The organism is Pseudomonas azotoformans (assembly GCF_900103345.1).
GTDB lineage: Bacteria > Pseudomonadota > Gammaproteobacteria > Pseudomonadales > Pseudomonadaceae > Aquipseudomonas > Aquipseudomonas azotoformans.
The window spans coordinates 3843842-3855862 of the sequence record NZ_LT629702.1; the positions used below are offsets into that span (position 1 = coordinate 3843842).

Below are 12021 nucleotides of genomic sequence, written 5' to 3' on the forward strand. Positions count from 1 at the left end.
TGGGGATTTGTGTCTAGTCTCGGGTGGCAATCAAATTGCCACCACGTCTATACACGGATCTGAATAGGTAAGAGGCTTACTATGGAATTTTTCGAAAAGCTCACCAGTCTGGCCGCCAAGGTTCGGTTGCAAGGCCCGGCCATTCAAACAGAAGAAGCGACCAAGAATGCTTTTGTAATGCCGTTTATCAACACGGTGCTGGGTTATGACGTGTTTGATCCGCAAGAAGTGACGCCTGAGTTTGTCTGCGATGTCGGGACGAAGAAAGGTGAAAAAATCGACTACGCCATCATGAAAGACGGCGAAGTTCAGATACTCATTGAATGCAAAAAAAATCGGCGAGTCACTGAACATCAATCATGCCTCGCAGCTATTTCGGTATTTTCATGTCACCAGCGCAAGAATCTCAATTCTCACCAACGGCCAGGTCTATCGGTTTTTTACTGATCTGGACGCACCTAACAAGATGGACGAAAAGCCATTTCTAGAGCTGGACCTGCTGGACATTGATGAGTATTCCGTACCGGAGTTGATAAAGCTGACAAAGTCAGCCTTCGACGTCGATTCAATCATTAACGCTGCGGGAGAGCTGAAATATGTCAGCCAGCTCAAGAAGCTGATTGGCGCTCAAGTCAGTAAACCGGAAGACGACTTCGTTAAATTCTTTGCCTCCCGCGTTTACGAGGGAGTCATCACTCAGAGAGTCCGTGAGCAGTTTTTCGAACTGACACGTAAAGCCTTGGCTCAGTTTCTGAATGACCAGATCAATGATCGACTCAAGTCGGCCATGAGCGGGGTAATTCAACCGACGATAGCTTCATTGACCGTCACGAACAGCGCAAATACGGATCTTCAGGAACGAGACGAATCGGAAGACAAGATCCTGACGACGCTTGAAGAACTGGAGGGCTATCACATCGTCCGCGCTGTCGTACGCTCCGTTGTAGATGCCAAACGAATCGTTCAACGCGATACCCAAAGCTATTTTGGGATTTTACTGGACGACAACAATCGCAAGCCTATCTGCCGTCTTCACTTCAATCGCAGCCAAAAATACCTCGGGATATTCGACGAGGAAAAAAATGAAACCCGGCACGCCATTTCATCCATTGATGAGATTTACGAATACGCGGATCAACTGAAAAAAACCGTGGGTTATTACGACTGAAAGCCGCACCGGAATATTTTCAGCCGTCGATAACCCTGTGGTGAGCGGGCTTGCCCCGCGTTGGGCTGCGCAGCAGCCCCAATAAAGAGCAGCGCAGTGTGTCTGGCACTCCTCAATTTATTGTTTTGGGGCTGCTCCGCAGCCCAACGCGGGGCAAGCCCGCTCACCACAAAAGCAAATTCACCTCTTAAGTTGCAGATGTCATCGCCTGGGTCAGGTCATCCACTACGGCTTTGTCCATCTCACACAGATAGTGCGCGGCCCAGGCGTATTGCTCGCCACGTACATCCATCGCGGCTTCCATGGCGAGTTTCTTGGAATAAAAAAGCAAAGTGGAGGCGTGTTCCAAAGCTTCCTCAATCGGCATGCCGGAATTGACACGAAACAGCGGTTTTTCGTTTTCGCCGTAGTCGCCGAAAGTGACGACACCGAGTGTGGTGATTGCGGACAAGGGTGGATCAGGGACGACTTTGCTCATGATGATTGCTCTCTTATGAAGTCGAGCCACCAGATCACATCGCTAAACATGAAGAGGGTGGCAGCTGTGTGCAGGTTAGCGATCCGGGTCTGAGAGCACCCCGGGTAGACTCAAAGGTCTCCCGCACACAGCCGCCATAAAACGCTAAAAGCTGACAGATACCAGCTAATGCTATTGGGAGCGGTGCCACTCTTGAGGCTCGGATCGCTCAACCCGGCCGCTGATATGCAGCGACCCAAAGAGGCTAATGATCCAAACGGTACGTCACAATAGGCCAGAGATTCTCTAGGAAACGTCCTGCAATTTAAAGGGAATCGTCATTGATGGCCCTTTAGCCCAACACCTTTCTCACCATCCTTTCACACCGCCCCAACAAACCCCTGACTAGACTTCCCCTATCAGCCGTGAAACGGCCAGGGAGTACGCCATGTGGCGGTCTGCGGTAATGCTGTGTGCAATGGTGTTGTTGGCGGGTTGCCAGTCGACCCATCAGGAGTTGTTGGCCAAGGGTTACCCACCGGCGTTTGCCGATGGTTTTGATGACGGTTGCAGCAGCGGTCGCCAGGCGGCCGGGGTGATCAGCGGGGAGTTTCGCAAGAACGTGCCGCGTTATCTCAAGGTCCGCGAATACGCCGAGGGCTGGGAGGATGGTTTCCGCCAGTGCAAGGCCATGCGCGAGAACGAAGACCTGCGCGACTACAAGGACAATCACTGGGACGACCGCGAACGCGCCTGGCAACACGAAAAGGACCGCGACGCCGCCAGGGCCTATCGTTCGCAGTAGGTAGCGGACGCAGAGCGTCCAGGGCAGCATTCCTACGCAGAGCATGGGAACGATTGCGCGGCGATCATGGCCCAAGCTCCATTGAGGGAGAACGTCATGAGCCGAGCTTTTGTAAACGAGGACAACGCCGCCGCCCAGGCCGATCAGCCGGTGGAGCGCCAGGTCAGCGAGCAACCCAACCGCCTCACCGCGCAAGGGCTTGCGCAGTTGCAGGCCAAGGTTGCGCAGTTGCAGCACGCATACAGCCTGGAATCCGCCAACGGCGATAAACAGCGCCAGGCGGATCTTGAGCGGGACTTGCGTTACTTCAATCAGCGAGTGCAAAGCGCCCAAGTGGTGGCGCCCGCGACCTCCACCGACAAAGTGCAGATCGGCAGCTGGGTAACCTTCGCCAATGAGCAGGACGAACAGCAGCGCATTCAGTTGGTCGGTGAAGACCAGGCCGATGCCGGCGCAGGCTTGATCAACTGGGGTTCGCCCCTGGGCCGCGCCTTGCTGGGCGCCCAGGTCGGCGACGAGGTGTTGTGGCAACGCCCCGTCGGCGATCAGTTGATCGAAGTGCTGCGAATCGAGCCTGAGGCCTAGACGATGCCTTGGGCCAGCATCGCGTCGGCGACTTTGACGAAGCCTGCGATGTTAGCGCCTTTGACGTAGTTGATGCGGCCGTTTTCTTCACCGTAGTGCACACAGGCATGGTGGATCGACTGCATGATGTTGTGCAGCTTGCTGTCCACTTCACCGGCGGTCCACAGCAGGCGCATGGCGTTCTGCGACATTTCCAGGCCACTCACGGCCACGCCACCGGCATTGGACGCCTTGCCCGGGGCGAACAGGATGCCGGCCTCGATAAAGATATCCACAGCCTCCAAGGTGGTCGGCATATTGGCGCCTTCGGCCACGCAGAGGCAGCCGTTGCGCAGCAGGGTACGGGCGTCCTCAGCGTCGAGTTCGTTCTGGGTCGCACAGGGCAGTGCGATATCGCAGGCCAGTTCCCAAGGGGTTTTACCGGCGCGGAATTCCAGGCCATAACGCGAAGCCAGTTCGCTGATGCGCCCGCGCTGCACGTTTTTCAGCTCCAGCAGGGCCGACCATTGTTCCTCAGTCAAACCGCTCTCGGCGTACAGCGTGCCTTCGGAATCGGACAGGGAAATCACCTTGCCGCCCAGGTCCATCACCTTGCGCGCCGCGTATTGCGCCACGTTGCCGGAACCGGACACCGCGACGCGCTTGCCTTCCACCCGCTGGTTGTTGCGCTTGAGCATTTCTTCGGCGAAGTACACGCAGCCGAAACCGGTGGCTTCCGGGCGGATCAGGCTGCCGCCGTAGGTCATGCCCTTGCCGGTGAGCACGGAAGTGAATTGGTTGCTCAGGCGCTTGTACTGGCCGAACAGGAAGCCGATCTCACGGGCGCCCACGCCGATGTCACCGGCCGGCACGTCCACATCCGCGCCGATATGGCGATACAACTCGCTCATGAAGGCCTGGCAGAAGCGCATGACTTCGGCGTCGCTCTTACCTTTTGGATCAAAGTCCGAGCCGCCTTTGCCGCCGCCCATGGGCAGCGACGTCAGGGAATTCTTGAAGGTCTGCTCGAAGGCGAGGAATTTCAGCACGCCCAGGTTGACCGACGGGTGGAAGCGCAAGCCGCCTTTGTAAGGGCCGATGGCGCTGTTCATCTGGATACGGAAACCGCGATTGACCTGGACCTTGCCATGATCATCCACCCACGACACCCGGAAGGTAATCGCGCGTTCCGGCTCGCAGATGCGCTCCAGGATGCCCGAGGTCAGGTAGTGGGGATTGGCTTCGAGAAACGGCCACAGGCTGCGTAGGACTTCTTCTACAGCCTGGTGGAATTCCGGCTGGTCAGGGTCGCGTTTCTTGAGACGGGCAAGGAAGGATTCGACGGATTCGATCATGAAAAGTCTCGGAAAATTGATTGTTTTTAAATGAGATTGGGCCGGACTTTAACAATTCATGTCGCACCGCGACAGGGCAAAATGTCGCCTTTGTGAATTTAAATGGTGCATTGGATATAAATAAACCGGCATATTTGCACCAAAAAAGGGATGTCGATCTGGAGCATGCACCAACAGTCAAACCGCCTTCGCGAGCAAGCCCGCTCCCACATTTGATCGTGTTCCAGCTTTGGAATGCGGCCAAATGTGGGAGCGGGCTTGCTCGCGATGAATCCACCTCGGTCTTCCAGAAAAAACGCAAAAAAAAACGGAGCCCGTAGGCTCCGCTTTTTCATAACACCCGCCCGAATCAGGCCAGTTTTTTGTGCCGTACACGGTGCGGTTGGGCAGCTGCTTCGCCCAGGCGCTTCTTACGGTCCGCTTCGTACTCGGTGTAGTTACCTTCGAAGAACACCGCTTGCGAGTCGTCTTCGTACGCCAGGATGTGGGTCGCGACGCGGTCAAGGAACCACCGATCGTGAGAGATCACAATGGCGGCGCCCGGGAAGTCCAGCAGGGCTTCTTCCAGGGAACGCAGGGTTTCAACGTCGAGGTCGTTGGACGGTTCGTCGAGCAGCAGGACGTTGCCGCCCTCTTTCAGGGTCAGGGCCAGGTGCAAGCGACCGCGCTCACCACCGGACAGGTCCTTGACGAACTTCTGCTGGTCGCCGCCCTTGAAGTTGAAGCGACCGACATAGGTACGCGACGGGATTTCATAGTTGCCGATGCGGATCTGGTCGGAGCCGTCGGAAATCTGCTGGAACACAGTCTTGCTGCCGTCGAGGTCTTCACGGCTCTGGTCCACACAGGCCAGCTGCACGGTTTCGCCGACTTCGATGGTGCCCGAATCCGGGGTTTCCTTGCCCATCAGCATGCGGAACAGCGTGGATTTACCCGCACCGTTACCACCGATTACGCCGACGATCGCGCCTTTTGGCATGGAGAACGACAGGTTGTCGATCAGCACGCGGTCGCCATAGCCTTTGGAAACGTTCTTGAACTCGATGACCTTGTCACCCAGGCGCGGACCGGCCGGGATGTAGATTTCGTTGGTTTCCGAACGCTTCTGGAATTCCTGCGATTGCATTTCTTCAAAGCGTTGCAGACGGGCCTTGGACTTGGACTGGCGGGCCTTGGCGCCTTTGCGCACCCACTCCAGTTCTTCCTTCATGGCCTTTTCGTGGGCCGATTGCTGCTTGGATTCGGCAGCCAGACGGTCGGACTTGGCTTCCAGCCAACCGGAGTAGTTGCCCTCGTAAGGGATACCGGCGCCACGGTCGAGCTCGAGGATCCAGCCGGCGACGTTGTCCAGGAAGTATCGGTCGTGCGTGATCGCAACCACGGTGCCCGGGAAATCGTGAAGGAAGTGTTCCAGCCAGGCGACGGAATCGGCGTCCAGGTGGTTGGTCGGTTCGTCGAGCAGCAGCATGTCGGGGGCCGACAGCAGCAGGCGGCACAGGGCCACGCGGCGCTTCTCACCACCGGACAGGTGTTCGACCTTGGCGTCCCACGCTGGCAGGCGCAGCGCGTCGGCGGCGACTTCCAGCTGGCGCTCCAGGTTGTGGCCGTCGCCGGCCTGCAGGATGGCTTCGAGCTTGGCCTGCTCGGCGGCCAGTTTGTCGAAGTCGGCGTCCGGTTCGGCGTAGGCAGCGTAGACCTCGTCCAGGCGCGCCTGGGCGTTCTTGATCACGCTGACAGCCTCTTCGACCACTTCACGCACGGTCTTGGTCGGGTCCAGGATCGGCTCTTGCGGCAGGTAGCCGATGTTCAGATCTGGCATCGGGCGGGCTTCGCCTTCGAACTCGGTGTCGACGCCGGCCATGATTTTCAGCAGCGTGGATTTACCCGAACCGTTGAGGCCGAGTACGCCGATCTTGGCGCCTGGGAAAAAGGACAGCGAAATGTTTTTCAGGATTTCCCGCTTCGGGGGGACAACTTTGCCCAGCCGATGCATGGTGAAGACGTATTGAGCCATGGAGAACCTAGCGTCAGTGACTGATGAATTAAGCGGACGAAGCCCGTGCCAGGCCATGCGCGGCGCGGGCCGTTGACTCTCATCAATGCCTGCGTGCGGTATAAAGCCTGAATATCTGGGGCTGGAACGCCCCCGCGTAACCGGCAAAGCTACCTGAATGCGCTTGGTCAGTCCAGCCAGGCAAGGGCTGGCACTTTGCCACAAGTCAAGGCATGCTAGCCGCCCTCCGGGCGTCCGGCTTATAGTGCACGTCGCGCGCCAGTCCAGCCAAACCGCAGGATCACAGCTTGTCCAAAGTCACGCCGCCAACTCCCCTGCGCGCCGCTCATATAGCGCCGGGAGCGCCCCTGCACGGCACCCTCAAAGGCGCATTGGCGACGCTCGTCCTCATGCTGCTCGCATTATTGTTCTGGCAACTGCTGGACCAACTGCAGCAAAACCAGAAGAACCAGCAGCAATACACCATCGACTACAGCGCCGACCTGGCCGAACAGATCAGCCTGAACATGGCCCTCAGCGCAAAGATCGCCCTGAACCTGCTGCCGATGGTCGAGCCGCCGCGTGACAGCGAACAGCAACAGGCCTTGATGCGGACCTTGCAACGTTCGTTGCCGGAACTGCGCAGCATCGCCCTGCTCGCCCCCAGCGGCGCAATGATCAGTGACAGCGCCACTGACAGCCAGGACAGCGCCTGGCTCGAAGAGCTGGTGCAACGCAGCCATGGCCAGGCCTATTACCTGAGCAACAGCAACGACGGCACCCTCATCTATCTCTTGTTGCACCAGCCCAGTGGCGGCTCACGGATGTACTGGGCGCTGCGCCTGGCGCCCAACTACCTGACCAATCTCACCCGCCAGGACGGCCAGGGCCAGCGCCCGATGTGGGCCATCGAAAACCGCCTCAACCATCGCGTGGTCAGCCGTGACAGCGGCATGCCGGCGCAGTGGGCCTCGGCGCTGACCCCGGACGAATTGAACAAAAGCGTACTGGTTACCCCCCTGAGCAAAAGCGACTGGCAATTACGCGGGCTGTTCGACCGCAGCGCCGTGCTGGAGCAACTGCTGCCGGCCTTCATCGGCAAATGCCTGCTGGGCCTGGCGTTTTCGTTGATCCCGGTGATCGTACTGCTGAACATGCGCCGCCGTCAGCGCCAGGTGCATGAGGGGCGGCGGCGCTACCAGGATATTTTCGAAGGCACCGGCGTGGCCCTCTGCGTGCTGGACCTGTCAGGGCTGAATGCGTTCTTCGACAAGACTCGGCTGGAGACCCGCGAGCAACTGCACGCCTGGCTACAGGACAACCCCGGCGAGCGCCAGCAACTGCTCAAGGAACTGCGCGTCACCGAGGTCAACCAGGTGGCGGTCAGCCTGTTGAACGTGGGTTCCTGCGAGCAGGCCTGGGAGCGCCTGATCGATGACTGCCCACGCAACGCTACGTCCATCGGTTACCACATTCTCGAAGCCGTCCTGACCCAACAAAGCCAGTTGGAGCTGGAAATCCAGCTCAAGGACGTGGCCGGCAACGAGCAATACCTGTGGCTGGTGATGCGCCTGCCTGAGCAGCAGGACGATTTCAAGGCGGTGATCCTCAGCATCAGCGATATCACCAGCCGCAAGCTGATCGAACTGTCGCTGGTGGAACGCGAGAGTTTCTGGTCGGACGTGGTGCGCACCGTGCCCGACCACCTGTATGTGCAGGATGTGATCAGCCAGCGCATGATTTTCAGCAACCACCACCTCGGCCACACCCTCGGTTATAACAAGGCCGAATTGCAGCAAATGGGCGAGTACTTCTGGGAAATCCTGCTGCACCCCGAAGACGCCGAGCATTACCACGACTTGCGCCAGCAACAGCGCCAGGTCGGCTACACCACCCAACTGCAATGCCAACTGCGTTTCCGTCACCGCAATAACGACTGGCGGCGCTTCGATATTCGCGAACAGGCCCTGGCGCGGGACAAGACTGCGCAAATCACCCGTATCATCGGCGTGGCCAAGGACATCACCGACCAGATCGAAGCCAGCGAATCCCTGCGCGACAGCGAACAGCGCTACCGCATGCTGGCCGAAAGCATCAGCGACGTGATCTGCTCCACCGACAGCCAGTTGGCCCTCAACTACGTCAGCCCGTCGGTCAACGCCGTGCTCGGCTATGACGTGGACTGGGTGTTCAAGAACGGCTGGCAATCGATCATTGCCAACCCGCAGCAACTGACCGGCATTTACAGCCTGATGGAACAGGTCAGCCGCGCGCTGGGCGACCCAGAGGCGCTGAACAGGCTGCGTGATGAGATCCAGACCCAGCTGTTCCTGTTCGACTGCCTGCGTGCCGACGGTCGCAAGGTGCCGATCGAACTGCGCCTGGTGCTGGTGTGGGACGAGCACGGCGCGTTCGAGGGCATCCTCGGGGTGGGCCGCGATATCAGCCAGCAACGCCGCGCCGAGAAAGACCTGCGCATGGCGGCCACGGTATTCGAACACTCAACCTCAGCGATCCTGATCACCGACCCCGCCGGCTATATCGTGCAGGCCAACGAGGCGTTCAGCCGGGTCAGCGGCTATGCGGTCAGCGATGTGCTCGACCAGTTGCCGAACATGCTCACCGTCGATGAACAACAGGAAGCCCACCTGCGCTATGTGCTCAAGCAGTTGCACCAGCACAGCACCTGGGAAGGCGAGGTGTGGCTCAAGCGTCGCAATGGCGAGCATTACCCGGCGTGGGTCGGCATTACTGCCGTGTTCGACGATGAAGGTGACCTGGCCAGCTATGTATGCTTTTTCAGTGACATCAGCGAGCGCAAGGCCAGCGAACAGCGCATCCACCGCCTGGCCTACTACGACGCCCTGACCCACCTGCCCAACCGCACGCTGTTCCAGGACCGCCTGCACACCGCGCTGCAGTCGGCGGAACGACAGAAGTCGTGGGTGGTGCTGATGTTCCTCGACCTCGACCGCTTCAAGCCGATCAACGACTCCCTGGGCCACGCCGCCGGCGACCGCATGCTCAAGGAAATGGCCACGCGCCTGCTGGGCTGCGTCGCCGAAGACGACACCGTGGCGCGCATGGGCGGCGACGAGTTCACCTTGCTCCTGCAACCACGGGTCAACCGTGACATGGCACTCAACCGTGCGATTCATGTGGCCGAGCAGATCCTCGCCAGCCTGGTGAAACCCTTTGTGCTGGAAGGCCGTGAGTTCTTTGTGACCGCCAGTATCGGTATCGCCCTGAGCCCGCAGGACGGCAACGAACTGAGCCAGTTGATGAAAAACGCCGACACGGCGATGTATCACGCCAAGGAACGCGGCAAGAACAACTTCCAGTTCTACCAGGCCGACATGAACGCCAGCGCCCTGGAACGCCTGGAGCTGGAAAGCGACCTGCGCCATGCGCTGGAGCAGAACGAATTCGTGCTCTATTACCAGCCGCAGTTCAGCGGCGACGGCAAACGCCTGACCGGCGCCGAAGCCCTGCTGCGCTGGCGCCACCCGCGCCGCGGCCTGGTGCCGCCGGGGGACTTCATCCCGGTGCTGGAAGAGTTGGGCCTGGTGGTGGATGTGGGCGACTGGGTGATCAGTGAGGCCTGTCGTCAGCTCAAGACCTGGCACCAGAACAAGGTGCGGGTGCCGAAAGTCTCGGTGAACATCTCGGCACGGCAATTCTCCGACGGCCAGTTGGGTACGCGCATCGCCACCATCCTCAAGGACACCGGCTTGCCGCCGGCGTGCCTGGAGCTGGAGTTGACCGAAAGTATCCTGATGCGTGAGGTCAACGAGGCCATGCAGATCCTCGACAGCCTGAAGAACCTGGGCCTGAGCATTGCGGTCGACGACTTCGGCACCGGTTACTCGTCGCTCAACTACCTCAAGCAATTCCCCATCGACGTATTGAAGATCGACCGTACCTTCGTGGATGGCCTGCCCTCCGGCGAACAGGACGCGCAGATTGCCCGCGCCATTATCGCCATGGCCCACAGCCTGAACCTGGCGGTGATCGCCGAGGGTGTGGAAACCCATGAGCAGCTGGATTTCCTGCGTGAGCATGGCTGTGATGAAGTGCAGGGGTATCTGTTCGGGCGGCCGATGCCGGCGAACCGGTTCGAGGCGCAGTTCAGCAATGATGCGCTGTTCATGTTCGACTGAAATTCTGCGGTGAGGCCACTGGCCTCATCGGGGGCAAGCCCCCTCCCACGCTCTGATCTGCGAACACATTCAACTATGGGAGGGGGCTTGCCCCCGATCAGGCACTCGCAGCCACCGCCTATCCCCAGATGAGCCCCACTTGTCCGCGACATGATGTCCTTTCATATGCCATCTAAAACCCATTGGGTTAGAATGCCCTCCTTTTCTGCCCCCGATCCTTGAGGACCGCCATGTTCAGCCGTGATTTGACTATTGCCAAGTACGACGCCGATCTCTTCGCCGCCATGGAGCAAGAAGCCGTGCGCCAGGAAGAGCACATTGAGCTGATCGCTTCGGAAAACTACACCAGCCCTGCGGTGATGGAGGCTCAAGGTTCGGTTCTGACCAACAAGTACGCCGAAGGCTACCCAGGCAAGCGCTACTACGGTGGTTGCGAGTACGTCGACGTGGTTGAGCAGCTGGCCATCGACCGTGCCAAGGAACTGTTCGGCGCCGATTACGCCAACGTCCAGCCACACGCCGGTTCCCAAGCCAACAGCGCCGTGTACCTGGCCCTGCTGCAAGGCGGCGACACTATCCTGGGCATGAGCCTGGCCCACGGTGGTCACCTGACCCACGGTGCCAGCGTTTCCTCCTCCGGCAAGCTGTACAACGCCGTTCAATACGGTATCGATGCCAACGGCCTGATCGACTACGACGAAGTCGAGCGCCTGGCGGTTGAACACAAGCCAAAAATGATCGTGGCCGGTTTCTCTGCCTACTCGCAGATCCTGGACTTCCCACGCTTCCGCGCCATCGCAGACAAAGTCGGTGCGTACCTGTTCGTCGACATGGCCCACGTGGCCGGTCTGGTCGCCGCTGGCGTCTACCCGAACCCGGTGCCTTTCGCTGACGTCGTGACCACCACCACCCACAAGACCCTGCGCGGTCCACGTGGCGGCCTGATCCTGGCTCGCGCCAACGCCGACATCGAGAAGAAGCTGAACTCCGCTGTATTCCCAGGCGCCCAGGGTGGCCCGCTGGAGCACGTGATCGCCGCCAAAGCGATCTGCTTCAAGGAAGCACTGCAGCCTGAGTTCAAGACCTACCAGCAACAAGTGGTCAAGAACGCCCAGGCCATGGCCAGCGTGTTCATCGAGCGCGGCTTTGACGTAGTGTCTGGCGGTACCGAGAACCACCTGTTCCTGCTGTCGCTGATCAAGCAGGACATTTCCGGTAAAGATGCTGACGCGGCACTGGGCAAAGCCTTCATCACCGTGAACAAGAACTCCGTGCCGAACGACCCACGTTCGCCGTTCGTCACCTCCGGCCTGCGCTTCGGCACCCCGGCTGTGACCACTCGTGGTTTCAAGGAAGCAGAGTGCAAGGAACTGGCTGGCTGGATCTGCGACATCCTGGCAGACCTGAACAACGAAGCCGTGATCGACGCGGTACGTGAGAAGGTCAAGGCCATCTGCAAGAAGCTGCCGGTGTACGGCGCGTAATAAAAAGAAGCCCACTGTAGGAGCGAGCTTGCTCG

7 protein-coding genes and 1 pseudogene are annotated in these 12021 nt (G+C 59.3%); 5 read left to right on the forward strand and 3 right to left on the reverse strand.

All coding sequences use genetic code 11. From position 1 onward, the window contains the following. The first annotated feature begins 81 nt into the window (after positions 1-81). A pseudogene (locus BLR69_RS17310) lies at positions 82-1168 on the forward strand (type I restriction endonuclease). 187 nt (positions 1169-1355) lie between these two features. Here BLR69_RS17310 and BLR69_RS17315 read toward each other — a convergent pair. Continuing rightward, on the reverse strand, positions 1356-1646 hold the full coding sequence (locus tag BLR69_RS17315; protein WP_071493609.1) for a DUF3077 domain-containing protein: 291 nt from the start codon (positions 1644-1646) through the stop codon (positions 1356-1358). Between the two features lie 427 nt (positions 1647-2073). On the opposite strand from BLR69_RS17315, the gene BLR69_RS17320 reads away from it, so the two are divergent. Next, positions 2074-2430, forward strand: a complete 357-nt coding sequence (locus BLR69_RS17320) for a hypothetical protein (protein ID WP_071493610.1) — start codon at positions 2074-2076, stop codon at positions 2428-2430. A 96-nt stretch (positions 2431-2526) separates the two neighbouring features. Beyond that, positions 2527-3015: a GreA/GreB family elongation factor gene (locus BLR69_RS17325; protein ID WP_071493611.1), complete on the forward strand. Its 489-nt coding sequence runs from the start codon at positions 2527-2529 to the stop codon at positions 3013-3015. Here BLR69_RS17325 and gdhA read toward each other — a convergent pair. Both gdhA and ettA read right to left on the reverse strand, forming a co-directional pair. Next, positions 3012-4349, reverse strand: coding sequence for an NADP-specific glutamate dehydrogenase (gdhA, locus tag BLR69_RS17330; RefSeq protein ID WP_071493612.1), 1338 nt, complete (start codon positions 4347-4349; stop codon positions 3012-3014). The two genes, BLR69_RS17325 and gdhA, sit on opposite strands and share 4 nt — an antisense overlap. A 349-nt stretch (positions 4350-4698) precedes the next feature. Beyond that, the gene (gene ettA, locus BLR69_RS17335; protein WP_071493613.1) at positions 4699-6363 is read right to left on the reverse strand and encodes an energy-dependent translational throttle protein EttA; all 1665 of its coding nucleotides are present in this window, start codon (positions 6361-6363) and stop codon (positions 4699-4701) included. A 287-nt stretch (positions 6364-6650) separates the two neighbouring features. Here ettA and BLR69_RS17340 point away from each other — a divergent pair, with 287 nt between their 5' ends. Next, the gene (locus tag BLR69_RS17340) at positions 6651-10502 is read left to right on the forward strand and encodes a sensor domain-containing protein (RefSeq protein WP_071493614.1); all 3852 of its coding nucleotides are present in this window, start codon (positions 6651-6653) and stop codon (positions 10500-10502) included. A gap of 230 nt (positions 10503-10732) precedes the next feature. Next, positions 10733-11986 (forward strand): serine hydroxymethyltransferase, encoded by a 1254-nt coding sequence (gene glyA / locus BLR69_RS17345; protein WP_058427701.1) that lies wholly within the window; start codon positions 10733-10735, stop codon positions 11984-11986. Positions 11987-12021: the final 35 nt, after the last annotated feature.

Excerpts from the sequence above, each read along its gene's own strand:
- BLR69_RS17315 (WP_071493609.1), bottom strand. The coding sequence starts at position 1,646 with ATGAGCAAAGTCGTCCCTGATCCACCCTTGTCCGCAATCACCACACTC.
- BLR69_RS17320 (WP_071493610.1), top strand. The coding sequence starts at position 2,074 with ATGTGGCGGTCTGCGGTAATGCTGTGTGCAATGGTGTTGTTGGCGGGT.
- BLR69_RS17325 (WP_071493611.1), top strand. The coding sequence starts at position 2,527 with ATGAGCCGAGCTTTTGTAAACGAGGACAACGCCGCCGCCCAGGCCGAT.
- gdhA (WP_071493612.1), bottom strand. The coding sequence starts at position 4,349 with ATGATCGAATCCGTCGAATCCTTCCTTGCCCGTCTCAAGAAACGCGAC.
- ettA (WP_071493613.1), bottom strand. The coding sequence starts at position 6,363 with ATGGCTCAATACGTCTTCACCATGCATCGGCTGGGCAAAGTTGTCCCC.
- glyA (WP_058427701.1), top strand. The coding sequence starts at position 10,733 with ATGTTCAGCCGTGATTTGACTATTGCCAAGTACGACGCCGATCTCTTC.